Here is a 24,699-nt window from a genome sequence, read left to right on the forward strand (position 1 = left end):
ACGATGATCAAACTGGCCTCGATGGCCTCGATGCTCGGCAGCGCTGGAGCAGCCATGTGCGCGGCGCTGACCGTGACCCTGGCGAGCGCCGGCACGCCGGAGCCCGCGGCGGGTGCGGTGCGCTGGAGCACCGCAGAGCGGGCCGTGCTGGCATCGCTCAGCCTGAAGCGGCTGCCGCCGGTGCCGACAGATCCGTCGAACGCGGTCGAACGGCAGCCCGCCGCCGTGGAGTTGGGTCGGCGCCTCTTCAACGACGCACGCCTCAGCCGCAACGGCGTCGTCGCGTGCGCCACTTGCCACGATCCGGCCCAGCAGTTCCAGGACGGCCTGCCAGTGAGCCAGGGCGTGGGTACCGGTTCGCGCCGCGCCATGCCCATCGTCGGCGCCGACCACAGCCCCTGGCTGTTCTGGGACGGCCGCAAGGACAGCCTGTGGGCGCAGGCGTTGGGCCCCCTCGAGGATGCCGTGGAGCATGGGACCAACCGCACGCGGGTGGCCCACCTGGTGGCCACAAACCATCGCCGTGATTGCGTGGAGGTCTTCGGTTCGCTGCCGCCGTTCGATGGGTATCCGGGCCACGCCGGCCCGAATGGCAGCGCAGCCGAGCAGGCGGCGTGGGCTGCCATCGACACGCGTCGGCGCGAGGACGTGTCGCGCGTGTTCGCGAACATCGGCAAGGCCATCGCGGCGTACGAGAAGTCGCTGCAGGACGAGCCGACGCGTCTGGACGGCTACATCGACGTTATGCTGAGCGGCGACCGGGCCGCCAGCGGCCTGCTGCGGGCCGATGAAGCACGAGGCCTGCGCCTGTTCATCGGCAAGGCACAGTGCGTGAGCTGCCACCACGGACCGCTCTTCAGCGACCAGCAGTTCCACAACACCGGCGTGCCGCCGCGCGATGCCGCCCGGTCCGACCGCGGGCGTGCCGCTGCGACGGCCAAGGTGCGCAGCGATGAATTCAACTGCCTGGGGCCGTTTAGCGATGCCCGTCCCGAGCAGTGTCAGGAACTGCGCTTCATGGTCACCGACGACCCGGCGCTGGAGGGGGCTTTCCGGACCCCGGGCCTGCGCGGCGTCGCCGGCCGACCGCCCTACATGCACGCCGGTCAGTTCAGCTCGCTGGAGCAGGTGGTGCGCCACTACGTCGCGGCACCCCATGCCGCGGTGGGGCACTCGGAGCTCACGCATCGCCATGCTGGCGCCGCGCCTGCGAAGCATGTCGAGCGCGCGCCGATCGAGATGAGCGACGCCGAGATCGCCGACCTGGTGAGCTTTCTCGGCACGCTGAATGCGGAGCGACCATCGGCTGCACCACCGCCACCGCCACCGCCACCGCCAGCGCCAACGCCAACGCCAACGCGACTGGAGGACGGCCGCGCGTCGAGCAGGATAGGGCCAGCGCACTGCAATGAAGCTGCGTGTCGTGATCGGCTGCATCTGGGCCACATGGACCTGCCCCAGAGCGACGGGGGCACGACAACGGTCTTCTATCCCACCGAGGCCGCGGAAGCCCCTGTCCGCAGAGGCCCCTTCCAACTCTCCTGGGCTGAGGATGCACCACCCCGCCGGGGCAACGGCAGGCTCGTCGTGATCTCGCATGGTTCCGGAGGATCACCCTGGGTCCACGTCGACCTGGCGCGCGTGCTGGTCGAGCGTGGCTTCACGGTGGCCCTGCCGCAGCACGCCGGCGACAACGTCAAGGACCCCTCGGAGCCCGGCCCGACGAGCTGGGCCAGGCGCCCGCGCGAGGTCAGTCAAGCCATCGACCGCGTGGCCGCCGATGGCAGGCTGGCAACGCATCTCCGGCTAGACGCGGTCGGCGTCTTCGGTGGATCTGCTGGCGGCCACACGGCGCTGTCGCTGGCGGGCGGTCAGTGGTCCCCGAGCCGCTTTCGCGATCACTGCCTGCAGAACATCGAACAGGACTTTTCTTCCTGCGTCGGCTTCATCACCTTGCGGCGAGGTGATGGGCTCGACACGGTCAAGATCTGGGCAGCCAAGCTTGTCATCCGCCTCAGGTTTTCCGACGACACGTCGCAGCGACACATTGACCCACGCATCGGGGCCGCCATCGCCATGGTCCCCTTCGCGGCCGACTTCGATCCCGAGTCCTTGCGCCGGCCGGTCGTCCCTCTGGGCCTGGTGATCGCCGAGCAGGACATCAACCAAATTCCTCGCTTTCACGCGGAAGCCGTTCGGGCAGCCTGCGAGCCACGGTGTGAGGTGTTGGCGCGCCTGGCCCAGGGCGGGCACGGGGCCATGCTGTCGCCTTTGCCGCCGCTCGAGCCGGGCAGCATCGCCGAGCGGCTCCTCGGCGATCCCCCACCGTTCGATCGCACGGCCACATTGCCGCCACTGCATGCCGCCATCGCCGCGTTCTTCGTCCACCGTCTCGCGCCGGCGAAGTAACGCCTGCTGCAGAACTGAAGCACGAAGGACCGGGTAGGTAGACCGTCGGGCGAGCAAGCGACTGCCACCATCGAGATGTCCAGCCGCGACGACGCGAAAGTCCAAGAGGCAATGGGCACCAAGCAAGACACCGCGCAAGGGCCTCGGGTCGCTGCCCGTGCAAAGGGAGAGAGCGCTGCACGGTGGCGCGAGGGAGCAAGGGAGCAATCAAGCTCAAAAGTCCGCAAACCGCGTGACCGACTTGGCCCACTCCGGGACAGCGCGCTCTCGGTCGTTGAAGAGCGGCGTCTCGCGCCACACAGCGACAGTCGCCAAGCGCCGCTCGCCCTTTCCCGCTTTGCGGGCGTCGGCCGTGTGCACATCGATGCAGTGCGCGCAGCCGTTCAACTGCGACGCCCGAAGGCGCACCGGTTCGACCAGTGGCTTCTCCAGGTCCGATCAGGCGATCTGCTGAACGATGCCGGCCATGCCCTTCATGGCTTCTGGACCTGACTTGAAGAAATTCAGAAGGGGATCCATGGTGTTCGCCTTAGGCGGTGGGCAGTTGTTGGATGCTTCTGGGTGATCCAAGTTCAGGTGCAAAGCTTCTGCGAAGGGCGCGGGCTCAACGCGCTCTGGTCTCCACCCATGGCTTGACCCGCAACACGCTCACGAGCCCTGCAAACAGGGTCAGCACCGCTCCGACCCCGAGACCGACTCTGGGTGCTGACTCGACGGATGCGACGGTGAACAGCAGGCTCATGACGACCCCACCCGCGGTCTGACCTGCCAGCCGCGCGGTACTCTGCATGCCGCCCGCGGCGCCCGCTCTTTCGGGTGGCGCCGAGAGGAACATATTGCGGTTGTTGGGTACCTGAAAGAGGCCGAAGCCCAAACCGCAAAACATGGTGATCGGCACCAGCGGCAAGGCGCTGCCGTGCAGCGGCCAGAGCGAGGCAGCGGCGAGCCCAAGCGCGAGAAAGGCACCGCCGGCCGCGCAGAGCCATGCCGTCGGTACGCGATTCGCGAGATGGCCGGACAGCGGGGCTGCGACAGCCACGGTCAGCGGCCAGGGCGTCATGTAGAGCCCCGTCATCAGGGTGTCCTGGCCGAGGCTGTGCTGCAGGTAGAAGGGCAGGGCAAGCAGGCCCGTGGTCATGCCTGCGAAGCACCAGACCGAGGCCATCACCGAAATGCGAAATGAGGCTCAGCGCAGCAGGTCCAGCGGAATCAAGGGCGCGGCTCTGGGCATCACCCGCCGGATCAGCGCTGCCAGGCTGATGGCCGCCGCGGCGAGCAAGGCGGCTGCCAACACCGGCTGCTCGACCAACACTTCCGCGCCAACCACCAGCGATGCAAAGACTGCGGCGTTCAGCGCCACGCTGGACCCGTCAAGCGGCCGCGCCGTACCGGCGAGATCGGGCATTGCACGGCAGGCGAGAAGCACCAGTCCGCCCAAGGGCAGGTTCAACGCGAACAGCCAAGGCCAGCTCGCGCCTGACAGGAGCACGGCGCCGATGGTTGGGCCGGCCGCAGAGGACAGGGCCACCGCCAGCGCGTTCCACCCGATGGCGGCACCCAGCTCGCGCTGAGGAACCACTAGGCGCAGCAGCGCGATGCCCAGCGCCATGATGGCGGCACCACCAAGCCCTTGAAGGAAGCGGGCCGCGACGAGCCACGGCAGCGACGGGGCCAGTGCACACAGCGCGGACGCGACCGTGAACAATGCGACGCCCATCCTGAAGACACGGCGATAGCCCAGGCTCTCGCCGAGCGCGGCGCAGGGCAGCAAGCCCATCACCAGCGCCGCCTGGTAGGCGGTAATGATCCACACCGACATACCCGGTGTCACTTGCAGTGACTGCGCCATGCTGGGCAACGCTACGTTTGCGATGGCTGCATCCAGCACCGCCAGCACCATGGCCGCCAGCACGGCGGCAATCGCAGCTTTGCGCCGCAGCCCGTGCAGCCCAGTCACGGCAACCCCACGGTCCAGGCACCGTCCCGCTCGACGTACCTCGTCACCCGGTGTTCTTCCTTGTCCTCCCTCTTCAGGTCTCGCTCCGTGAAGCGGAACAGCAAGGCAGGTCCGGTCATGCACAGAGTGTCGTGGATGTCTCCCGGCAGGTACACCTGGACCTGGCCCGGCAGCACCCGCGTTGAACCCCGTTTCACCAGCCGAACGCTGCCACCCGGAGCCGCCAGCCGGCCGTAGGTGCCCATCTCGATTTCGCCCTGCTGAATCGCGTAGATGACCCAGCCCCGGCCGTGGTCGTGAGGCGGCCGGTACAGCCCCGCGGGTTCGGTGTGTGCGAGGAGCACGAACCCGTGTGTCGGGTCGCGGTACAGCTCCTTGTTGGCCGGCGCTTCCTTGTGCAGCGCCGCCAACCAGCCCTCGGTGGCGGGCGCTTGGAGCAGGTCCTCCAGGTGTCCGCGACAGGCGGCGAGCACTTCGGAGCTGAGCGGCCCCCAGGCGGACTTGATCCCCTCAATCGATCTAGCAAACGCATTGCGAGCCATGAATTTCTCCTCTGGTTTCGCTCGAACGAAGGCCGTTCAAACGCATGGCCAGAAGATATTCATTCGCCGGGGATAGCGGAAGGCGCATCATTTGCACTCTGTACGTGCGTCACACGCCATGCCAACCGAAACGCCCGGAGCCACGACTTGGCCAGACCCGATCTCAATCTGCTCTTCACCCTGGACGTGCTGCTCGCGGAAGGCAGCGTGGCGCGCGCTGCGCGGCGCTTGCACCTGAGCCCGTCAGCGATGAGCCGCGCGCTGGCCCGGCTGCGTGAGGCTACCGGCGATCCGCTGCTGGTGCGCGCAGGTCGCGGACTGGTGGCCTCACCCCGGGCGCTGGAGCTTCGCGCCTCCATCAGCCAACTCGTGCAAGACGCCGAAGCGGCCCTGCGGCCTGTCGGCAAGCTCGACCTCGGACAACTCGACCGGACGTTCACGCTGCGGGCCAGCGAGGGCTTCGTCGAGAACTTCGGGGCCAGCCTCCTGTTGCGGATCTCCGAGGAGGCCCCAGGTGTTCGCCTGCACTTCCTGCACAAACTGGACAAGGACAGCGGGCCGCTGCGCGATGGTTCGGTCGATCTGGAAACCGGCGTCGTGGACAAGGCCATCGGCCCGGAAGTGCGGGCGCAGGCCTTGTTCTGCGACCGCTACGTGGGCGTCGTGCGGGCGGGCCACCCGCTGAGCGAGGGAGACATCACGCCCGCCCGATTGGCCGCCGCAAGCCATGTCCACGTCTCGCGACGGGACGGCGACAAAGGCCCCATCGACGACGCTTTGGCGGGCGTGGGGCTGCAACGACAGATCGCCGCCACCGTCGGCGGCTTTACGGCTGCGCTTGCGCTGGTTCGTGCCACGGATTGGGTCGTCTGCGTCCACGAACGACACACCGGCGTTCTGTATGCCGGCATGCACAGTTTCGTGCTGCCAGTGCCCGTCGCGCCGTTCACGGTGTCCTTGCTCTGGCACCCACGGCTGGATGGCGATCCAGCACACCGCTGGCTGCGGGGGTGCGTTCGGGGCGTCTGCGCCGAGCAGCGTTCGGCGGAGTCGTGCACGGGAGCCGATACAGGAGACGCGCCACCCGATCGCGGATGCCGTGGAACAAAGGCCCTGGGGACTCATATAGTCGACGATGACCTCCCCCTTGCTTGCCACCAAGCTCTTCGCGCCCCCACCGTCGCCGCAGAGCGTGGAGCGTCACCGTTTGACGCAGCGCCTGGATGCTGAGTTGCGGGGCAAGTTGACAATGGTCTGCGCACCAGCAGGTTCGACGCTGCTCGGTGCCTGGGTCCAGGCCTGTGAGCACCCCAGCGCCTGGTTGTCCCTCAATGAGGAAGAGCGCGATCCAAACCGGTTTGTGGCGTACCTGACGGCCAGCCTGCGGTCCATCTCCGTCGATCTGGGTGAAGGTGCCTTGGCACTGGCCCAGGCCCACCCTAGGCCCTCGCCAGAAGCGGTGCTGGGCCATCTGATCAACCGCCTGGCCAAGCGGCGCGGCAGGCTGGTGCTGGTGCTCGACGACTACCAGTTGGCCAGCGGCCCTGAAGTCGACGCGGCGCTGATATTTCTGATCGACCACATGCCCGCGTCACTGCATCTGGTGGTCGCTTCGCGCGAAATGCCGGCCATCGCGTTGGCCCCGTTGCGTGCCCAGGGCGAACTGCTGGAGATCGGACAGGACGATCTGCGCTTTCATGCAGCATGATGGCAGCGGCCGAAGTTGCCATTCGCAAGGTTGCCACCGACTTTGTGCTGCTGCTGCAAGTCGCGCCCGATGCCGGGAAGCAGACCGCACTGCGCTGAGACCTGCTCGGGTAGCCAAGCAGCCGGCGACCGCTGGCGGTCGTCTCGCGCTTCGCTGCTCTGCCTTTGTCGCGTGGCCCTATTGCTATTGCGCTGTCTGGTCTGACACTCGAACAACCCACCGAATTGGAGCACCACATGCCCCGCTTTCTTCAGCGCATCCTGGCCTCGCTTGCCACCCTGCTCGTCGCAGCAAGCGCGCACGCGTTCGAGGCCGGCTGGATGCAGATCCAGACCTCTGGTGCGACACCAGACGGCCCCAAGACGACGGTCGCTCTGTACTACCCGACGATGGCCGCGCCGCGAGTCGTCGCAATGGGGCCGTTCTCGGTTGACGCTGCCATCGGCGGCAAACCCGTCGACAAGGTCAAAGCACTGATCCTGCTCAGTCATGGCATCAGCGGCACCGAGCTCGGGCACAGCACGCTGGCGCAAGCCCTTGCCCGCAACGGCTATCTGGTCGCCGCGCTCCGTCATCCCGGCGACAACTACCAGGATCGGTCACTGCTGGAGAAGGGCCCCGAGCGCTACTTCGACGAGCGGCCGCGGCAAGCCTCCCGTGTCATCGACGCGATCCTGGCCGACCCGGCTTGGAAGGCCCGCATTGCGGCCGACAGCCAGGGGCCTCTCGTGGGTGCGCTTGGACATTCGGCCGGCGGCTACACGGTGCTGGCGTTGGCAGGGGCCAAGCCAGACTTGTCCCGGATAAAGAAGCACTGCCAGGCCGAAGCATCCGAAGACCCGATCTTCTGCAGTCTGGCTCGCCCGGGTGAAGCGACGCCGCCGTCACCGGTGGCCACGCCCTCGCCCCTGCCTTCGCTGAAGGACGAGCGCGTTCGCGCGATCGTTGCGATGGCCCCGACAGGTGTGCTGCTCACCGCCGAATCGCTCGCCGCGGTTCGCTCGGCAACCATGATCTACGAGGCCGAGCTCGATCGATTCCTGGTGCCGCGATTTCATGCCGAGTGGGTGGCGAGCAGTCTGCCCGCAGCTAACCTTCATCGGGTGCCCAACGCTTGGCACTTCGCCTTCATGAATGCGCCCAGCATGCCCATCCCCAGCCACGACGGCGACGTCGCCGCGAACCCGGCGGGTTTCGATCGCGATGCGTTTCTGAAGCAACTTGCCGTCGAAATCACGGCCTTCTTCGACAAGAACCTGCTTTAGCCCGAACATTGGACGGCGGAAGCACCATGTCAGCCATCCACCCGTGTGAAGTCCCGTTGAACACAATGCTCCGTAGCTACAAAGACGGGCCGGGCTACGCCGACTGCTACGTCACCGAAGTTCAGGGCGCGATCACGCAGGAAATTTTCATCGAGGCGTTTTATACGTCGCCTACGTTCAAAGTGGAGAGAACCATTCTGAAATTCCTTGCCGCAAGACCCGCAACCGATGCTGAGGCAAGGCAGCTGGCGGCAGGCAACGCTACCAAGTTCTCAGCTTGGCGCATCGAGCGGCAGTCGACCGCAGAACTGCTTCTTGCAGACTTCACTGGTCGCACAAGGTCATGGCTCATGGCAACACCAGGCCCAGGATCAGTGACTGCGCCCAGTACGTTTCTCTACTTCGGCTCCGCGGTACTGCCGCGCACGAGCCATGGCAACACGAACCCAAGCATGGGTTGGCCCTTCCACGCCCTGTCGGGCTTCCATCGCCTCTATTCACGGCTGCTTCTTTCAGCGGCAAGCCGGAGGGTTGCCCCGGCATAGCAAAACGCCGCATGGTGGCAAAAGGTGTCGATGTGGATCCGTGCAGGTTGAACTGGAGGTAGCGTTGCTGCCAGCGGCACGGAGCTATGGGGGTCGTTCATGGTTGAGTCGCCCATGCTGGGGTCGGCAACGCCAGCTCGGGCGGGCTTGTCCGGTGTCGCACCAGAGCCACTCCGAGCACCAGCAGCCAGACCGGCAGCACTACGTTGTTGAGCGCTGCGATCGGCTCGACCCAGCCGGCCACGTTGCGCAGCATGGCCGGGCCGCCCAGCAGGCTGGCCGACGCGCCGGCCACCAGCAGCCAGCGCGGTGCAGGTGCCGCCGCGCGGGTGAGCTCGATGGCAGCGCACAGGAAAACGAGTTCAGGAACAGCTCTCCCAGAAACTCGCCGATGAAGTTGCCCAGGTCGCTGTTGGAGGCGTCGAAGATCGCGGTGATGGCCTCCCGCGCGTTGGGGGTGCATCCGCGTCGGCGAGTGCAAGTTGCCAGTGCAGGCTGGGCCAGCGCAACAGGCCCGCCATCATGGCGGCGGCAACACCCCGAGTTGCCATCAGCCGATGACACGACGCCGTAGTGCTCGACAGGTCGTTCAGCAATCGTTGGAAGGCATCGAACGGCCATGGGCAGCCGTGCCTTCGCGACGCAGCGCCCCGCCAAGCGGTGGCGCTGGAGCGTGACCCGCGCTCCCGGCAGAAGTCGATGGGTCCGGCGAGTGCTTTGCGGCGGAGCACCGGTGGCGCGCGCAGGACGGCGCAGGCTGTGCATGCGCTGGTGGAAATTCCGCCCCGGCAAGTTGTATTTTTATCCGGGTGTTATTGACCCACTAATTTAACCCGGATAAAATTCTCGGCATGTACCAAACCATGCCACTCACCTACACCGCTTTTCTGGAGGGGCGCCGTCTCACCAGCGGTCCCTTGCACGAGGTTGCCGTGGCCGTGTTGCGGGCGCAGCAGGTGCAACCCGAGGGGTATCTGCTGGTCTTCAGCGATGCCAGCGGCCAGTCTGCCGACCTGGACCTGCGTGGCGGCGAAGAAGCCGTCGCGGCCCGCTACACCGTGGTTGCGCCGACCCAAGCGCCCAAGGGCCGCGGTCGCCCCAAGCTCGGCGTGGTCGCGCGGGAAGTGACGTTGCTGCCGGAACACTGGGATTGGCTCGCTGCGCAACCAGGCGGCGTCTCCGTGGCCTTGCGCAAGCTCGTGCATGAAGCGCGGCACAAGGGCGGCGAGCGGGGCCGGACGCGTCAGGCGCGCGACCGCGCCTATCACGCCATGTCCACGCTGGCCGGCGATATTGCCGGCTTCGAGGAAGCATCGCGGGCGCTGTTCGCCGGCGACCACGAGCGGCTGGTAGCGCAGATGGCCGCATGGCCTGAAGACGTGCGGGCGTACGTGCTGCAGCTCGCCGAACCTGACCCCGGCTAAGCCGGACCTCTTTTTCCCTTTTGCAACCAGCGCGCGGCTCCGGGCCGCAGCGCTGCGGGCACACGCACGCCCGCTTGTCCACAGGAGCACTCATGAACGAGCCAGAAACGACACCCCCCGCCGGACCGGCGCCGACGCTGCGCACGCACTACCTTGCGCTTCTGACGCCCCTCATCCTGACGCACGCACTGCAGAGCGCTGGCGGCCTGCTCGATGGCTTCTGGCTCGGGCACCTGCTGGGCGTGCGCGGCATCGCGACGGCCGCGTCGTTCTTTCCCGTGTTCTTCTTGCTGCTGTCGCTGAACATCGGGCTGGGCGCCGGGGCGACCATCCTTGCGGGACAAGCCTAGGGCGCGCGTGATGCGGCGCGGGTGCGGCGCGTGGGTGCGACGGCCTTCGTGGCTGCGCTTGGCGTCGGGCTTGCGGTCGCGGTCGCCGGAGCATGGTCTGCGCCGTGGTTGATGCAAGCTCTAGGCACGCCGCAGGACATCTTGCCGGCGGCTGTCGGCTATGCGCGCGCCATGTTGCTGGTGATGCCCTTCGTGTTCGTCGCATGGACGGGCCTGTCCTTGAGCCGCGGCACCGGCGACGCGATCTCGCCGATGTGGTCCTTGCTGGCCGCGACGCTGGTGGGCACGGTGTGCACGCCGCTGCTCGTTTCGGGCACGTCTTTGGGTGCGGCTGGCGTGGCAGTCTCGGCGCTCGTCGCACAGCTGGCTGCGCTTGCTGTGTTGATCCGGCGCTGGCGTCGGGACGGCCATCCGCTCGCCCCCGGCGCCGGGTGGCAGTACTGCAAGCCGAATGGGGCAATAGCCAAACGCATGCTGCGCATCGCCCTGCCGGCCGCATTGCAGATGCTGGCGATGGCGCTTGCGGAGATCGTGCTGCTGGGCTTGGTGAACCGTCACGGGTCGACCGCTACCGCAGCCTATGGCGCGGCGACGCAGGTCCTGAGCTGGGTGCAGTTTCCGGCGATGAGCCTGGGCATTGCCGCGACGATCTCAGCGCGCACGCAGTCGGTGCAGGACGACGCGAACGGCTACCCGCGATCGTGAGTGCGGGGTTGCGCCTGAACGCAGTGGTCACCGCGCTGTTCGTCGTCGCTGCGCACCTGCTCGCGCCGTTCGCGTTGCAAGTGTTCCTGGAACCCGGGCCCGTGCTGGAGCAGGCAGTCACCATCGTGCGAACCGTCGCCTAGAGCGTGATGCTGCTCGGATGGAGCAACGTGCTGGTGGGCGCGCGATGCGCGCGAGCGGCGCGGCGCTGGTGCCAGCGCTCCTCAGCATGGCTGCGATCGTGGCCGTCGAATGGCCGGTTGCCGTGGCACTGGACGCGCGTTTCGGCCTGGCAGGGGTGTTTTGGGCCTGCCCTGTCGCGTTCGTGGCCATGCTGGTGCTGCACGGCCTCTACTACCTTCACAAGAAGAAAGAAGATGGATTCTTCCGCCAACCAGGCGTCGCGCTCGGCGCGGCGGGTGGCTGTACGCCTAGCGCGTGACGCCTTTCCGCCGATGGGCATTTACGCCATCCGCGACCGCGCAAGCGGTCACCTGCTGCTCGGCGCGAGCCGCAACGTGCATGCGGCGCTGAACCGCGCTCGCTTTGAACTGGGCATGGGCAAGCACGCGGACCGCGTGCTGCAGGCCGAGTGGCATCGCAGCGGGGTCGAGGGGCTCGCCTTCGAAGTTCTGGAACTCGTGAAGGAACGCGAGGAAGCGGGTTTCGACTACGCGGGCGAACTGAAAGCGATGGAGCAGATCCACCGCGAAGTGCAAGGGCTGGCGCCATGAGTGAAGAAGCATTGCAAGCCTGCGTGGACCGGCACCTGGCGCACGCGGCGTTGGTGTTCATGCTCGACGACGAACTCGGCACGCATCACGGCCTGTCGTGGGCCGACTTCGTTCTGCTGACGGTGCTGGATGCCGCCGGCGCCGCTGCGTCCGCGACGGCGCTCGCGCGCACCTTGCGCATGCCGGCCTCGCACCTGCTGCTGCGGCTGCTGCCGCTGGAGAAGACCGGGCTGGTGGAGCGCGCTGCAGATGGCGACGGCAAGCGCCGCGTCACGCTGCGCCCGCAAGGCCGGCGACTGCTGCACGAGGCGGGGGACACGGCCGCGCACGCCTGCGCACCCTGATTTCGCTTCGGCGCCAACGTACCGTGGCGCGAGTCCGACCTGGGACATGCGGACGTATGTGTCAACGCCCCTCCAACGGACTTCAGCTTTGGGTGGCGCAAGTTCGGCTGATCGAACTGCGGGCGTACGGCCTGCTTCGTATCTCGCCCGGCGCCGCAAGACTGCGGTCGACTGCTTTGGAGAGTGGTCGCGTCTTGGCGGCCGCCATGCTATGGCCGCCGCCCTTGGCGGTCTTTCGCGTCATGGGAGTTGACGGGCGGCTGTGGCGCATTGCCGTCGCTCCCCTGTGTCGAGGAGGCCGCGGATGCTGGTCAATGAACGGCAACGCGCGGCGGCAGCGAAGGCATCGACTGTTCCACCGACCAGACGCTCGAGGGTGCGGTGTTTGCCTGCACCAGGCGTTCCTTGACAGCGATCCTCGTCCGACATGAAGTCGCCCGCACTTCACACCGGGCCATGCGTCAGCCAACCCAACTGGCGTTGGTTACCGTGGCTCGGGACGTGCATGGTGGGCCGCATTTTTTTCTCAGAGTCCTACAGGTGCCTTCGCGTATTCGCTTCTGTGCCGCATGAACCGGTGGTGCGACATGCGCAGATGCAATTGCATCACCTCACGGGCGAGTTCCCCGTCCTGGGCTGCCACTGCCAAGGTCAAGTCCCGGTGGTGGTGCAGGCTTTGTTCCAGTTCAGCCGGCGAGTAGAGATAGAACGACCTCACCACGATGGGCATGTCGATGATGGTGTCGAGCATCGAGCGCAACCGTGAGGAGCCGGCTGCGTCCAGAAGCGCGCGATGAAACTGGCGGTTCGCCTCCTGGACGCCCTCTGTTCCCGCATTGCCACCCAGCCGGATGGCGTTTTCCATTGCCAGGTTGCTTGCCTGAAGCCGCGCCAGCAGGTCTGTACCTCCTCGCGTCGCGGCAAGGTAGGAGGCGTAGGGCTCCAGCAGCATGCGGAGCTGAAACGTCTCTTCGACATCCCACTGCGTCCACTTGGCCACGTGGACGCCTTGACCGACCGCGTCCGTGGCCAAGCCTTCCTCCACCAGGCGCTTGAGCGCCGTTCGAACAGGAGTGCGGCTTAGGCCCAGTTCGCGTGCAATCGGCTCCTCTTTCAGCTGCGAGCCAGGGTTGTAGTGCCCGCCGATCAGGCGTTCCCTGAGCACCTCGTAGGCGTTGTCACTTCCATTGCGCATCACATCGTCCACTGTCGTTGATCCGCGCGATTGTAGGGATCTGGGCTTTGCCCCCATCCGAACAAAATTGTTGGAATATTGGTTTTAAGGCAGAGGTTTGCAAAGCACTGAAATAAGAACTTCGTGCTTTCCTGGACGTAATTGTTTTTAATCTGTACTATCAAGTCAGTGACGGCACTCGCCTGAACGCTTTGTCCTGGGGCGGTGCCCCTGCTGCTTCACCCCATTGCGGCCTGGCGCCGCATTTCAAGAACCTGGAGACAGATATGCGCACTCTGATACGAATCTCGACGGCGGTCCTTCTCTGCATCGGTGCTGCCGGCGCCGGTGCACAACCCTATCCCGAACGCCCCATCCGGATGGTTGTTCCTTTCCCGGCCGGCGGTGGGACCGACAGCCTGTCGCGCCTGCTGGCCACGGCGCTGACCTCCAAGCTGAACTGGGTGATCACGGTCGACAACAAGCCCGGCGCCGGCGGCAATCTGGCGCTGGACACCGTCGCCAAATCCAAGCCGGACGGCTATACCTTCGTCATGGCCCAGACCGACAACGTCGTGCTGAACCCGCTGCTCTACGCGAAGTTGACGTACGACCCGGTCAAGGATCTGCAGGCGGTGTCATCGGTGGCCAGTGGCGCAGTGGTGGTCGTCGTGCGCGCCGATTCGCCTTATAAGACGTTGGCCGACATCGTCGCGGCAGCCAAGGCGAAGCCGGACACGGTGACGGTGGCGACACCCGGCACGGGCACCATCGCGCACCTGGTCAGCCAGCTGTGGCAGAACGCCTCCGGCGTGAAGTTCACGCACGTGCCTTACCGCGGCATGTCCCAGGCGCTGCCCGACCTCATCGGTGGGCAAACCGAAATCTACATGGGCTCGATCCCGACGCTGCTGAGCCAGATCGAAGGGGGCAAGGTGCGCCCCATTGCCGTGACGGCCGCCAAGCGCTCTCCGGTTCTCCCCAACGTGCCGACCTTCACCGAATCCGGTATTCGGGGCGTCGAGCTCGCGAGCGTCTGGGGCGTCATGGCGCCGGCCGGCACCCCCAAGACGATCATCGACAAGTGGAACACCGCCATCAACGAGTTGCTCGCTCAACCCGATGTACGGCAAAAGATCCTTGCGACCGGCGCCGAGCTGTACGGCGGCACGCCCCAATCCATGGCAGATCTCTACCAGGCCGATCGCAACCGCCTGGCTCCCGTGGTCAAGGCCGCCGACATCAAGCTCGATTGAACAACAGCGCCACCGGACACACACCATGCACAACGGACTTCGTATCCTCCAAAGGCGCCGTGCCGTCGACCTCGATCTGGCGCGCCAGTTCCTCGAGGTGCCGGTTGCCAATGTCAGCGACTGTATGTCGCGCATGACGGCCGGCGGCCCACGCCTGCGCCCGATGCACGCAGGGGGCCGGATGGCGGGCCCCGCGCTGACGGTCAAGACGCGCCCGGGTGACAACCTCATGATCCACAAGGCGCTGCAGATGGCCAGGCCGGGCGACGTGATCGTTGTCGACGCCGGCGGCGATCTCACGAATGCCCTGGTCGGCGAAATCATGGTCGGCGATGCCGTTCAGCAAGGCCTGGGCGGCTTCGTGATGAACGGCGCGATCCGCGACGCCGGTGCATTGCGCGCCGGCGCCTTCCCCGTGTTTGCCGCAGGCATCACCCACCGCGGACCCTACAAGGATGGCCCCGGCGAAATCAACGTGTCGATCGCCATCGATGGCATGGTCATCGAGCCGGGCGATCTCGTCATCGGCGACGAGGATGGCCTGCTGTGCGTGCCTTTCGAAGACGTCGAGCGGCTGCTGGCGGCTGCACAGCACAAGCAGCGCGTCGAGGACAAGATGGTTGCAGACATCAAGGCGGGCTGCCTAGACCGGGCCTGGGTGGACGAGACCCTGGCGCGGCTGAACTGCTACATCGAACCGTGACCCGCTCCAGGCCAACCCAGGAATCCATTATGTCCACCGAAATGCAAGCCAAGCGCGTGGTGCGCTTGAACCAATGGATCAACCCGGTCTTCGACGAGCGACTGTCGCGCGAGCACGATGTGCAGCTCACGGTCGCCCCCATGCGAGGGGACGATGCGTCGACCTGGGCGGCATTGGCGCAGGCCCACATCTACCAGATCTCTTCTGCCAAGGACGAGCTGCCCCCGCAGTTCTGGGCCAATGAGGCGCTGCTGTCGCGCTGCCCGGACCTACTGTGCGTGTCGGCGGGCGGCGCGGGCTACGACACGGTCGACGTCGACGCCTGCACGCGCGCTGGCGTGGCGGTCGTCTGCCAGATCGGGGGCAACGCTGCCGCAGTCGCCGAGATGGCGATCGGCCTCATGCTGGCTGTGTCGCGCCGTATCGTGGAGTCCGACCGCAAACTGCGCACCGCCACAGAGCGCTTTTCGCGCGAGTCCGTGATGGGCCACGACCTGGGCGGCAAGACGCTGGGCATCGTGGGCCTGGGCTATGCCGGCACCAGAACGGCGGCGCTGGCCCGGGCTTTTGGCATGCATGTGCTGGCGTACGACCCGCTGCTGTCGGCGGACGACTTCGCGGAACGAGGGGCGCAACAGGTCGACCTCGACACCTTGGTTCGCGCATCGGACATCGTGTCCCTGCACTGCCCGCGAGACGCGTCCACTTTGAAGATGTTCAATGCCGATCGCTTCTCGGCCATGAAGTCGGGCGCCATCTTCGTCAGTACCGCCCGCGGCGGTGTGCACGACGAAGGCGCACTGCACCAGGCACTGCAGTCGGGCCACCTGGCCGGTGCGGGACTCGATGTCTGGGAGCAGGAGCCGCCCTCCAGGGAGAACCCGCTGCTTGCGTTGGACAACGTGGTCGCAACCTTCCACACGGCTGGCGTCTCCCACGAAGGCAGGGCGAACATCGCCGCCCTGAGCGCCGAGCAGATCATTGAGGTGCTGGCAGGACGCAAACCCCCGCGCCTGGTCAATCCCGAGGTGTGGCCACGCTTCGAGGCGCGACGCGACGCGGTGCTGGCGCGAGCGCGCGACCGGAGTGTGCAATGAGCGCCGCTCCGGCCCGCCCCGAGCAAGCGCGCGCCGCAGGTGAAGCCGCAGGCGTCCCTGCAGGCTTCACCGCCGTACTGGCCGAAATCGTCGGCCCGGCCAATGTGTTGACGGGCGCCGAGGCGGCGCCGTTCCTGACCGACTGGCGCAACCGGTTCACCGGCCAGGCCATCGCCGTGGTGCGGCCCGGCACCACGCCGCAGGTGGCCGATGTGGTCCGGGCGTGTGCGGCGCGCGGCATCCCGCTGGTGCCGCAAGGCGGCAACACCGGCTTGTGCGGAGGAGCCACGCCCGACGATTCCGGACGGGCCGTGGTGCTGCTCACGTCCAGGCTCAACCGCGTGCGCGCCGTCGACACGGTCAACGACACCATGACGGTGGAGGCCGGCTGCATTCTCCAGGCCGTGCAGGAACGCGCCGCCGCCGAGGGTCGCTTCTTTCCGCTGTCTCTCGGTGCCGAAGGCAGCTGCACCATCGGCGGCAACCTGGCGACCAATGCCGGTGGCACCGGCGTGCTGCGCTACGGCAACATGCGCGACCTGACGCTCGGGCTCGAAGTGGTGGGCGCAGACGGTGAGATCTGGGACGGGCTGCGCGGCCTGCGCAAGGACAACACCGGCTACGACCTGCGCGACCTGTACGTCGGCAGCGAAGGCACGCTGGGCATCATCACCGCCGCCACCCTCAAATTGTTCCCGCAACCTGCGGCGCGCTGTACGGCCTTGCTGGCGCTGTCCAGCGCCGGGCAGGCCGTGGCGCTGCTCGCCCGGGCGCGCTCGGGTTTTGCTGCATCGCTGACGGGGTTCGAGCTGATGGCGGGGGTGTGCCTGCAGATGGTGACGCGCACCTATCCGGCCCAGCGCCTGCCCTTCGAAGGCCCGTCGGCCAGCGCGGCCTGGTATGCCCTGCTCGAGATCTCGGACGCCGAGAGCGAGGCACATGCCCGCGAGCGCTTCGAGGTCGTGCTCGGCCAGGCGATCGAAGCCGGCGAAGCCGAGGATGCGGTGGTGGCCGAGAACATCGCGCAAAGCAAGGCGCTGTGGCACCTGCGCGAGAGCATCACGCTGGCCCAGGCGGAAGCGGGCAAGAGCATCAAGCACGATGTGTCGCTGCCCATCTCGCAGATCCCGCGCTTCGTGCAGGAGACCGATGCACTGCTGCAGCAGCGCTTTGCGGGCCTGGTCAACATGACGTTCGGCCATCTCGGCGACGGCAATCTTCACTACAACGTCGGCACATCGCCGACGTTCGGCGATGCAGACATGGTGGCCCACCAGGATGCGATCTATGAACTGGTCCACGGCCGCGTGCACGCTCTCGGCGGCTCCATCAGTGCCGAGCATGGCGTCGGCCAACTGAAGGTCGGGGAACTGGCCCGCTACAAGAGTGCCCAGGAACTCAAGCTCATGTCGCTGCTCAAGCGCTCCCTGGAACCGCGCTGCATCTTAAATCCGGGCAAGGTGTTGCCAAGGTACTAGTCTCGGCGACACCAACTGCCACGTTCAGATGGGCGAGATAGGCCTGCTGTTTGACGGCGTCTCTGCATTTCTAGCAGACCGACGCTGGTGTCTGTGCCACGCGCTGTCGACGATGAGCTGGCTGCAATGCGATCTGGCATCGGACTCGCCCTCTACATGCGAGCGTCTGAAGCTAGTGGCGGAGCAGTCGTTCGCGGCTTCACGGCGATCGACCGCTGATGGCCGCCGGTAGCGGGTCGTCGTAGCTGGCTGCTCTGCGCCCGTAGCAGACCCCAGATCTGAAAGCAATCTGCGCAGTTCAGTTTGCAGGGACCATGGTCTGAGATCGGCGCCGGCCGAGTTCTTGAATGTTCATGGAGAACAGAGCGGCAACTGAGTCCCGCTCGTGACGGTACTAAGTCGATCCTACTCGTGACAGGATCGAGCCGTGCTCCTTCTGCTCATATTCCTAAAGGTCGAGATACCTCTGAGCATCAAGGGCCGCCATGCAACCGCTGCCCGCGCTGGTGATAGCTTGTCTGTAGACGTGATCCTGGACATCGCCCGCAGCGAAGACTCCCTGGACGCTTGTCATCGTGGCATAGCCATCGGTACCCGATCTGGTCTTGATGTATCCGTCCGTCATCGTTAGTTGGCCATTGAACAGACCCGTGTTGGGCTGGTGGCCAATGGCGATGAAGCAGCCCTGCACGTCGATCGTCTGGGTGGTTTCGCTTTGCTGGTGGCGCAGCTGTACTCCTGTGACACCAGCAGCGTTACCGACAACCTGCTCGACGACGCAGTTCACCTTGAGCTCGATCTTTCCGTCTTCCACCTTCCTGCCCAGTCGGTCGAGAAGGATGGGCTCGGCACGGAACTTCTCACGCCGGTGCACGAGCGTCACTTTCCTGGCGATGTTGGCCAGATACAGCGCCTCCTCTACCGCACTGTTGCCCCCGCCCACCACGCATACGTCCTGATCGACGAAGAAAAAGCCGTCGCATGTGGCGCAGCCCGAGACGCCGCGGCCCATGAATGCAGCCTCCGAAGGCAGGCCGAGATACTTGGCCGAGGCGCCCGTCGCCACGATGAGTGCGTCGCACGAATAGGTGCCTGATTGCCCTTCGAGCACGAAAGGACGGCGCTTCAGGTCGACGGACAGGATGTGATCCGACACCACCCGCGTGTTGAAGCGTTCTGCGTGCTGAAGGAATCGGTCCATCAGATCGGGCCCTTGCACGCCTTGCACGTCGGCAGGCCAGTTCTCGACATCCGTCGTCGTGGTGAGTTGACCACCTTGGACGCTGCCGGTGATCAGCATCGGCGACAGATTCGCCCTTGCTGCATAGATGGCGGCGGTGTATCCGGCTGGGCCAGAGCCCAGGATGATCAGCTTGGCATGTTCCATGGTCGGCACCGGTGATGCATGGGGTTCAAGGTCAGCCAGGACACTGATCATTCCCAAAGGCCTTTCGGCACTGGCAGACCATCGAGGATTTTCTCTGTCAGCGGCTTTTCAATGACGATGCGGTTTTCGTTGCTCCACCAGAGGATTTGGCGCGTGTGTTGTGCGGTGTGCCACACGGAGCGTTCCAGAAAGGAGTGCATCGAATGGACGCCATAGAACATCTTCAATGGCCTCTTGCAGCTCCTGTCTTCCAAAGCGTCCCACCATGCAGCGACGCCTGCCCGTTGCCTGTCTGCATATGCAAGGATGGCTGCTGTCTCGAGGCTTGGGGGCGCATCAACATTTGCAACGACCGTCCAGTCTTCCAGCCCATGGTTGACTACCTGAAGAAAGGCATCGGGCACCTGGAAGATGTGATACGCAACATCTCGCACGGTGCGTGCACGCGGCGGGGCAGGCAACTCTTCAAGCATCGCGTCGGGAATCTTGGAAATTGCTGTTGCGGCAATGTCCATGATGGCGTTCCACCGCTCCACCAGAACTTCTGGCGCGAGCACATCGACGGCATGCTCGATGCCCACGAATGCAGCGACATCGTCCAGCGACTGAGCGAACGTGAATTCGTTGCCACGGACCACGACCGGGATCGACCGCGCGCCGAGCGAGGCCAGGAACTTCATCGCTGCGGGGTCCTTGGCGACGTTGATCGACTCGAATGGAACACCCTTGCGGGTCAGGAACTCTTTGACCCTGACACAACTGGAGCACCCGGTGGTCCAGTAAACGCTGATGGCTTCCATGATGCGGCTTCTCTTGAGTGGGAATGACCGCACTGTAGGAAAAGCAGCGCCACGCCGCTATTCAATCTGCATAGGGGCTCTTCGCTCAAGTCGATGGCGCGTCTTTTGCCTCGCCGATGCCCAGCCAAAGCTTTCGGTCCAACGCGTGCCGGACCACCCGTTCGAGCAGTTCATAGACGGCTGCAGCAGTTGCGCCAAGAGGAAGGTGCTCGGAGGTACAGAGCACCACGTTCCGGGCCATTTGAAGGGGCGTGACCACGAGGGGATGTGCGTCAGGACTGCGAAATTGCCTCTGTAGCGCCGACGCCGGCAGGATCGTGTGAGCGTATCCGGCCTCGACTGCGTCGACCAGCGTCCTGAGGGAATCCACCTCGGCGACCACATCCACGGAGACATCGTGTGCGCGGAGTTCGGCTTCCACGATACGTCGCATCCCTGTCTGTCGGCTGGAAAGCACCAACGGTAGGTCGGCGACTTCGGAAATGGACAAGGCACGGCCGCCGGCCTTGACGGCAGAGGCAGCAGGCGACACGAGGTAGATGGCTTCGCTGAACAGGGGCTGTTCCACGATTCCCGGCGAGGGCTCGAATTGGTAGGTGACCGTCATGTCGAGCCTGCCTTGCAGCACCATCTCCTTCAACAGGTAGCTCATTCCCTCGGCAAGGTGGAGCTGGACCGCTGGGAGTTGCTGGCGCGCAGCCGTCAACAGGTCGATCGCGAGCAGGTCCTGGACGACCACAGGCAGTCCGAGCGACGCTGGTCCGCCGACCTCGGCGGCAGATCGCTTCACGTCCAACGCTGCGCGCTCCACCTGTCGAAGAATGGCTTGTGCGTGCTTGTAGAGCGCCTCGCCCGCCTTGGTGGGAAAGACACCGGTGGAGCGCCTGACCAACAGTTTTTGCTGGAGGCGCGTCTCAAGATTAGAGATTTGCAGGCTCAGCGCGGACTGCGCCACATGAAGCTCGACCGAAGCGCGCGACATGCTGCGCTGTTCGACGATCTTGACGAAATACTTGAGCTGTCGAAAGTCCATGGTGCTTAGCCGGAAGGTTGGCGTGTAGCCATCTCGCGATTCGATTCCCGCATCTGTCGATTGAATGGCGCGCGCTCGGAGCGAGCCAGATACTCCGGCCACTACTACACAAGGCAACAGATGAGACAAGCTCCTCCCATTCGCCGGCGCACCTTGATCGCAGCCTTCGCTGCGGCTTCCGGATTGTGCGCGCTGCCTGCACGAGCCCAAAGTCCCAAGGCGCTACGCCTTGTCGTTCCCTATCCTCCGGGCGGCGCGGTCGATGCGCTTGCCAGAGTGCTCGCGGAGAAGCTGCCAGCGTCGCTCCATGACAGGACAGTCATCGTCGACAACCGCCCAGGAGCCGGGGGCAACATCGCAGCAGGCCTTGTCGCGAAGTCTGAAGCGGACGGCAGCAGCGTACTGGTGACATCGAACAACCACACGATCAATCTGTCCCTGTATCAGAAGCCCGGCTACACGCTGGACGAGTTCGAGCCGATTGCGCAGATTGGTGTCACCGGCTTTGCCATCGTGGCGCATCCGTCAACCAACTTCAAAACGCTCTCCGATATGCTGACTGCAGCGCGCAGGAAACCCGGCTCCATTTCTTTCGGGACCGGCGGAAATGGACATCCTGCGCATCTGGCTACCGAATTGCTCAAGGACTTAGCCAAGGTGTCCATGCAGCACATTCCTTACAAGGGAACTGGCCCGCTCACGGCCGACGTGGTCGGCGGGCAGTTGCCCGTGGGCGTCATCTCTGTCGTCGCTGCCCAGCCATTCGTTCTGTCTGGCCAGTTGATCGGTCTTGCCGTCACCACGAAAGAACGTTGGCCCGACCTTCCGAAGGTCCCAACGGTTGAGGAGTCCGGATTTCCCAACTACGAGTACAGCGCATGGATAGGCGTTCTTGGGCGTAAAGGCATGCCTGAGGCAGACCTGGCAAATCTCGAGCGCCAGTTGCTTGCGATCTCCGATACCGCCGACGTGCGCTCAAGGCTTTACAAGCAGGGGATCGTCCAAGCCTACAAGGGCCGGGCAGACTTCAAGGCCGCACTTATCCAGGACGCCGCGGTGAATCGGGACTTGGTCAAAACTATTGGCGTGCAAGTGGATTGACCGCAGGCGCAAGGGGGATGTAACGCAAACTCTGCTTGCTAATTGCATGCGCGATTGCCCAGGTGGGAGTTAAATTCTTAAGTGACTGCTACTGGCGATAGTGCGCATTCGCCTCTCCGGTGCCTACCGCCGCACCCAGGTTGGACTTGACGTTCGCGCCCGGCGAACTGAACGTCGTTGCTGGCCGATCTGAGGCGCAGGCTGGCGTGCCGCAGTTCGCTGCGACCGCCGCTGAGAAGACCGAAATCTCGGGCAAGCTCTTGCAGCGACGGGGTGACAGGCTGACGGCAATAAGCCGCCTAAAAAGTGCCTGTAAAGCAAGCGACAGCCGCGCGCTCGAAGCCTATCGTTTTACCCGTGTGCCCGCGTGCTTTTCCTCTACCCGTAGCCGGAAGGACCGATGCCATGCTCGAAGCTATGACGCCAGATGTGCCTGCGCAGCGCCCGATCGCGGCCACTGGAGAGCCCAGCGACATCGTCGAGACCCGTCTGTGGCTGGAGGAACACGACTGGCTCTATGCGCTGCTGCGTCGCAGCGACAATACCGCCCCTACGTTCCGTATGCCAGACCTGCTCAGTGCCTGCGTTGCCCAGGTCTTCGCCCAGTCCCGTCCGGCAGAGCGCATTTTCGGGTTCATGGGCATTGAGCTGGTCCTGCGCTCGCCCACAACGTTGCGCCGCCGTGAATGCCTGTGGCGCGCGCAGTTCGACCTGCTGCACGACTTGCAATGCTCGCCGCTCAATCGGCATCCGCATCCCAAGTTCCAGTTGGACCAGCTGACCACGGCTTGCGTGGCGCTCTGCCAGCAGGAGGACACCACAGGAGCGGCGGTGCTGCGCCAGGCAAGGCGCAACATGGTCGACCGGCTGCAGGCTGCGCAACGCGCAGCGGATGCCGCCCAGGCCCGCGCCTGAACCCAACCCGCATCTGACCCGCCGGGCGTACCCCGCCCGTCCCACCCGCACCCCACCCTGACCGCCGTTGCGGTCCCTACCTCGTACCTGTCGACCGACAGGTGGTGCGGTTGCGTCATGGAGAGGTCCGATGCGTGTTGCGTTTGTTCTGGGTGTTGCGTTTGTTCTGGGTCTGACGGTGCTGGCCATGCCCACCGCGCACGCGGTCCCCTGCTGGGACGAAGCGGCGCAGAGATACGGCATCGCGCCGGAGCTGCTCTACGCGGTCGCCCGCACCGAGTCCAACCTGGACGCGGCGGCCGTGAACCGCACCCATCTGCAGCGCACCGGCAGCTACGACATCGGCCTGATGCAGATCAACAGTCGGCATCTGCCGCAACTGGCCCGCCAAGGCATCCAGGAGTCCGATTTGGACGATGCCTGCATGAACCTGCAGGTGGGCGCCTGGCTGCTGGCCGATCTGTTCGCGCGGCATGGCGTGAGTTGGGACAGCGTGGGGGCCTACAACGCCGCCTGCAGCCAGCTCCAGGGCGACAACTGCCGGCGTGCACGCGCCAGCTACGCCTGGAAGGTCTACCAACGCTTGCCGACGACGAACGCCGGCAGCGCTGCACAGGCTGCACGACCGATCGCGGCCGCAGCGCCTCTGGCATCCAACCTCACGGTGAGGGTGGCGCAATGAACTCGCATTGGCTGCCTCTGCTTGGCTCCGCGTGCATCGCGGTGCCGCCCTGGCTGACCGGCTGCGCCACAGCGCCGGTCGTGGAGCCTGCCACGCCGCCAACGGTCGTGTCGGCCACGCTGCGCGCGGCTCAACGTGGCCATGGGTCGTTCGCATCGTTCGCGCTGTGCGAAGCCAGCCAGTGCCCGCAGCCGACACCGAAGGCCTTCGCGGCCAAGGCGTCAGCGCCCATGCACGGTCGTGATGGCCGCGATGGCCGCGATGGCCGTGCCGAGACCTTCGTCGCCCCGGTGCCCGAGCGTCCACCGTGATGCCGGCCGGACGCCTGTCGCCATCCCGCCATCCCGCCATCCCGCCATCCCGAGCCGTCCCCGTCCACCATCCATTGGAGTTCCCATGACCATTGCTTCCCTACCCTCCACCACGCCGCCCACGCGCCTGCCCAAGCGCCGGCTGCTCGGCTTCCTCGGCCTGCTGGGCATGGCCCTGCTCGCCCTCGTGCTGGCGTCGCCAGGCCACGCGCTCGACCTGGTGGCCTTCACCGGCATCACCGGCCCTATGACGTCGGCACTGGCGCAGATCGCCGACCTCGGCCCGGCGGTCAAGGCGCTGGTCGGTTTCATCGGCTTCGTGGTCGCCCTGATCAGCCTGTCGGCGCTGCGCAACTTCGGCCCCGTGCTGTCCTACATCGGCCTGGCGATCTTCGGCGCCGTGGGCCTGGTGATCGCCGGCGCCATCATGGGCGCGGTGGTCTGAACCGCCACCGCCCGCGCGCAGGCCCGCCATGCAGGCAGACACCTACATCCCGCGCCGGCTGGACGACAGCTGGAAGATCGGCTTCTGGGACATCGACGTGGCCGCGCCCATCGTGTGCATGTTCTTCGTCGGCTACCTGACGTCGAGCAAAGGCGCCTTCGCCGTGTGCATGGCCATCGGCATCGCCCTGTCGCGCTGGATCGCCCGCCTGAAGGCCGACAAGCACCCGGCCTTCGCGATCCACTGGCTGTACTGGCACCTGCCGACGAACCCGGCGACCTCGATGCTGGCCAGCCCGCCCTCCCACATCCGCCGCATGGTCGGCTGAGAGACG

28 protein-coding genes and 3 pseudogenes are annotated in these 24,699 nt (G+C 65.6%); 22 read left to right on the forward strand and 9 right to left on the reverse strand.

Annotated elements, in window-relative coordinates; all coding sequences use genetic code 11:
• The first annotated feature begins 3 nt into the window (after positions 1 to 3).
• Positions 4 to 2,409 carry a cytochrome c peroxidase gene (locus AC099J_RS19220; protein ID WP_479616892.1) on the forward strand — a complete coding sequence of 802 codons (2,406 nt, stop codon included), beginning with the start codon at positions 4 to 6 and terminating at the stop codon, positions 2,407 to 2,409.
• A gap of 219 nt (positions 2,410 to 2,628) precedes the next feature.
• On the opposite strand, the pseudogene AC099J_RS19225 reads toward AC099J_RS19220, so the two are convergent.
• From AC099J_RS19225 to AC099J_RS19240, 4 genes and pseudogenes are all read right to left on the reverse strand, one after another.
• A pseudogene (locus AC099J_RS19225) lies at positions 2,629 to 2,928 on the reverse strand (carboxymuconolactone decarboxylase family protein); the annotation flags it as partial.
• 85 nt (positions 2,929 to 3,013) lie between these two features.
• Positions 3,014 to 3,547 carry an MFS transporter gene (locus tag AC099J_RS19230; protein WP_479616893.1) on the reverse strand — a complete coding sequence of 178 codons (534 nt, stop codon included), beginning with the start codon at positions 3,545 to 3,547 and terminating at the stop codon, positions 3,014 to 3,016.
• Positions 3,548 to 3,595: 48 nt separating this feature from the next.
• On the reverse strand, positions 3,596 to 4,321 hold the full coding sequence (locus AC099J_RS19235) for an MFS transporter (RefSeq protein WP_479616894.1): 726 nt from the start codon (positions 4,319 to 4,321) through the stop codon (positions 3,596 to 3,598).
• A gap of 41 nt (positions 4,322 to 4,362) precedes the next feature.
• Positions 4,363 to 4,908, reverse strand: coding sequence for a hypothetical protein (locus AC099J_RS19240; protein WP_479616895.1), 546 nt, complete (start codon positions 4,906 to 4,908; stop codon positions 4,363 to 4,365).
• 147 nt (positions 4,909 to 5,055) lie between these two features.
• Here AC099J_RS19240 and AC099J_RS19245 point away from each other — a divergent pair.
• The 4 genes and pseudogenes from AC099J_RS19245 to AC099J_RS19260 form a co-directional block, all read left to right on the forward strand.
• Positions 5,056 to 5,952: pseudogene (locus AC099J_RS19245) on the forward strand (LysR family transcriptional regulator); the annotation flags it as partial.
• Between the two features lie 316 nt (positions 5,953 to 6,268).
• A complete protein-coding gene (locus AC099J_RS19250) occupies positions 6,269 to 6,616 on the forward strand; it encodes a hypothetical protein (RefSeq protein ID WP_479616896.1) in 348 nt (115 codons plus the stop codon).
• A 236-nt stretch (positions 6,617 to 6,852) separates the two neighbouring features.
• Positions 6,853 to 7,881, forward strand: a complete 1,029-nt coding sequence (locus AC099J_RS19255) for an alpha/beta hydrolase family protein (RefSeq protein WP_479616897.1) — start codon at positions 6,853 to 6,855, stop codon at positions 7,879 to 7,881.
• Positions 7,882 to 7,907: 26 nt separating this feature from the next.
• Complete coding sequence (locus AC099J_RS19260; RefSeq protein ID WP_479616898.1) at positions 7,908 to 8,426, forward strand: hypothetical protein; 519 nt, start codon at positions 7,908 to 7,910, stop codon at positions 8,424 to 8,426.
• A gap of 97 nt (positions 8,427 to 8,523) precedes the next feature.
• On the opposite strand, the gene AC099J_RS19265 is transcribed toward AC099J_RS19260, so the two are convergent.
• The gene (locus AC099J_RS19265) at positions 8,524 to 8,682 is read right to left on the reverse strand and encodes a hypothetical protein (protein WP_479616899.1); all 159 of its coding nucleotides are present in this window, start codon (positions 8,680 to 8,682) and stop codon (positions 8,524 to 8,526) included.
• Between the two features lie 595 nt (positions 8,683 to 9,277).
• Between AC099J_RS19265 and AC099J_RS19270 the strand changes: the two genes are divergently transcribed.
• From AC099J_RS19270 to AC099J_RS19300, 7 genes and pseudogenes are all read left to right on the forward strand, one after another.
• Entirely contained in the window at positions 9,278 to 9,850 is a 573-nt protein-coding gene (locus AC099J_RS19270; protein WP_479616900.1) for a DUF2239 family protein, read from the forward strand.
• 92 nt (positions 9,851 to 9,942) lie between these two features.
• Positions 9,943 to 10,488, forward strand: a pseudogene (locus AC099J_RS19275) (MATE family efflux transporter); the annotation flags it as partial.
• A gap of 183 nt (positions 10,489 to 10,671) precedes the next feature.
• Positions 10,672 to 10,905 (forward strand): MATE family efflux transporter, encoded by a 234-nt coding sequence (locus AC099J_RS19280; protein WP_479617088.1) that lies wholly within the window; start codon positions 10,672 to 10,674, stop codon positions 10,903 to 10,905.
• Positions 10,906 to 10,913: 8 nt separating this feature from the next.
• Positions 10,914 to 11,048 carry a hypothetical protein gene (locus AC099J_RS19285; protein WP_479616901.1) on the forward strand — a complete coding sequence of 45 codons (135 nt, stop codon included), beginning with the start codon at positions 10,914 to 10,916 and terminating at the stop codon, positions 11,046 to 11,048.
• 17 nt (positions 11,049 to 11,065) lie between these two features.
• Complete coding sequence (locus AC099J_RS19290) at positions 11,066 to 11,347, forward strand: hypothetical protein (protein ID WP_479616902.1); 282 nt, start codon at positions 11,066 to 11,068, stop codon at positions 11,345 to 11,347.
• The gene (locus AC099J_RS19295; protein WP_479616903.1) at positions 11,283 to 11,639 is read left to right on the forward strand and encodes a GIY-YIG nuclease family protein; all 357 of its coding nucleotides are present in this window, start codon (positions 11,283 to 11,285) and stop codon (positions 11,637 to 11,639) included. Before AC099J_RS19290 ends, AC099J_RS19295 begins: the two co-directional genes overlap by 65 nt.
• Positions 11,636 to 11,983, forward strand: a complete 348-nt coding sequence (locus AC099J_RS19300) for an AsnC family transcriptional regulator (protein ID WP_479616904.1) — start codon at positions 11,636 to 11,638, stop codon at positions 11,981 to 11,983. The genes AC099J_RS19295 and AC099J_RS19300 overlap by 4 nt, the downstream gene beginning before the upstream one ends.
• Before the next feature lie 526 nt (positions 11,984 to 12,509).
• Here the strand turns inward: AC099J_RS19300 and AC099J_RS19305 are convergent.
• Positions 12,510 to 13,178: a GntR family transcriptional regulator gene (locus AC099J_RS19305; protein ID WP_479617089.1), complete on the reverse strand. Its 669-nt coding sequence runs from the start codon at positions 13,176 to 13,178 to the stop codon at positions 12,510 to 12,512.
• 266 nt (positions 13,179 to 13,444) lie between these two features.
• Between AC099J_RS19305 and AC099J_RS19310 the strand changes: the two genes are divergently transcribed.
• Genes AC099J_RS19310 through AC099J_RS19325 form a run of 4 tightly spaced genes read left to right on the forward strand, consistent with a single transcriptional unit; the run spans position 13,445 to position 17,691 of the window.
• On the forward strand, positions 13,445 to 14,413 hold the full coding sequence (locus AC099J_RS19310) for a Bug family tripartite tricarboxylate transporter substrate binding protein (RefSeq protein ID WP_479617090.1): 969 nt from the start codon (positions 13,445 to 13,447) through the stop codon (positions 14,411 to 14,413).
• 25 nt (positions 14,414 to 14,438) lie between these two features.
• Complete coding sequence (locus AC099J_RS19315; protein WP_479616905.1) at positions 14,439 to 15,116, forward strand: RraA family protein; 678 nt, start codon at positions 14,439 to 14,441, stop codon at positions 15,114 to 15,116.
• Positions 15,117 to 15,145: 29 nt separating this feature from the next.
• A complete protein-coding gene (locus tag AC099J_RS19320; RefSeq protein ID WP_479616906.1) occupies positions 15,146 to 16,213 on the forward strand; it encodes a hydroxyacid dehydrogenase in 1,068 nt (355 codons plus the stop codon).
• On the forward strand, positions 16,210 to 17,691 hold the full coding sequence (locus tag AC099J_RS19325; protein WP_479616907.1) for an FAD-binding oxidoreductase: 1,482 nt from the start codon (positions 16,210 to 16,212) through the stop codon (positions 17,689 to 17,691). The genes AC099J_RS19320 and AC099J_RS19325 overlap by 4 nt, the downstream gene beginning before the upstream one ends.
• Positions 17,692 to 18,139: 448 nt before the next feature.
• Here AC099J_RS19325 and trxB read toward each other — a convergent pair whose 3' ends face one another.
• From trxB to AC099J_RS19340, 3 genes are all read right to left on the reverse strand, one after another.
• Positions 18,140 to 19,087 carry a thioredoxin-disulfide reductase gene (gene trxB, locus AC099J_RS19330; protein ID WP_479617091.1) on the reverse strand — a complete coding sequence of 316 codons (948 nt, stop codon included), beginning with the start codon at positions 19,085 to 19,087 and terminating at the stop codon, positions 18,140 to 18,142.
• Positions 19,088 to 19,125: 38 nt separating this feature from the next.
• Positions 19,126 to 19,878: a glutaredoxin domain-containing protein gene (locus AC099J_RS19335; RefSeq protein ID WP_479616908.1), complete on the reverse strand. Its 753-nt coding sequence runs from the start codon at positions 19,876 to 19,878 to the stop codon at positions 19,126 to 19,128.
• Positions 19,879 to 19,963: 85 nt separating this feature from the next.
• Positions 19,964 to 20,911 (reverse strand): LysR substrate-binding domain-containing protein, encoded by a 948-nt coding sequence (locus AC099J_RS19340; RefSeq protein ID WP_479616909.1) that lies wholly within the window; start codon positions 20,909 to 20,911, stop codon positions 19,964 to 19,966.
• A 153-nt stretch (positions 20,912 to 21,064) separates the two neighbouring features.
• On the opposite strand from AC099J_RS19340, the gene AC099J_RS19345 reads away from it, so the two are divergent.
• The 6 genes from AC099J_RS19345 to traL all read left to right on the forward strand — a co-directional run bounded on the left by AC099J_RS19345 (position 21,065) and on the right by traL (position 24,693).
• The gene (locus AC099J_RS19345) at positions 21,065 to 22,012 is read left to right on the forward strand and encodes a Bug family tripartite tricarboxylate transporter substrate binding protein (protein WP_479616910.1); all 948 of its coding nucleotides are present in this window, start codon (positions 21,065 to 21,067) and stop codon (positions 22,010 to 22,012) included.
• Between the two features lie 429 nt (positions 22,013 to 22,441).
• Positions 22,442 to 22,927 carry a hypothetical protein gene (locus AC099J_RS19350; protein ID WP_479616911.1) on the forward strand — a complete coding sequence of 162 codons (486 nt, stop codon included), beginning with the start codon at positions 22,442 to 22,444 and terminating at the stop codon, positions 22,925 to 22,927.
• A gap of 130 nt (positions 22,928 to 23,057) precedes the next feature.
• Positions 23,058 to 23,609: a lytic transglycosylase domain-containing protein gene (locus tag AC099J_RS19355; RefSeq protein WP_479616912.1), complete on the forward strand. Its 552-nt coding sequence runs from the start codon at positions 23,058 to 23,060 to the stop codon at positions 23,607 to 23,609.
• Positions 23,606 to 23,920, forward strand: a complete 315-nt coding sequence (locus tag AC099J_RS19360) for a hypothetical protein (protein WP_479616913.1) — start codon at positions 23,606 to 23,608, stop codon at positions 23,918 to 23,920. Before AC099J_RS19355 ends, AC099J_RS19360 begins: the two co-directional genes overlap by 4 nt.
• A gap of 85 nt (positions 23,921 to 24,005) precedes the next feature.
• Complete coding sequence (locus AC099J_RS19365) at positions 24,006 to 24,365, forward strand: hypothetical protein (protein ID WP_479616914.1); 360 nt, start codon at positions 24,006 to 24,008, stop codon at positions 24,363 to 24,365.
• A gap of 28 nt (positions 24,366 to 24,393) precedes the next feature.
• Complete coding sequence (gene traL, locus AC099J_RS19370) at positions 24,394 to 24,693, forward strand: type IV conjugative transfer system protein TraL (RefSeq protein ID WP_479616915.1); 300 nt, start codon at positions 24,394 to 24,396, stop codon at positions 24,691 to 24,693.
• Positions 24,694 to 24,699 lie beyond the last annotated feature (6 nt).

The sequence above is a fragment of the Rhodoferax sp. RT4P68 genome (genome assembly GCF_056521305.1).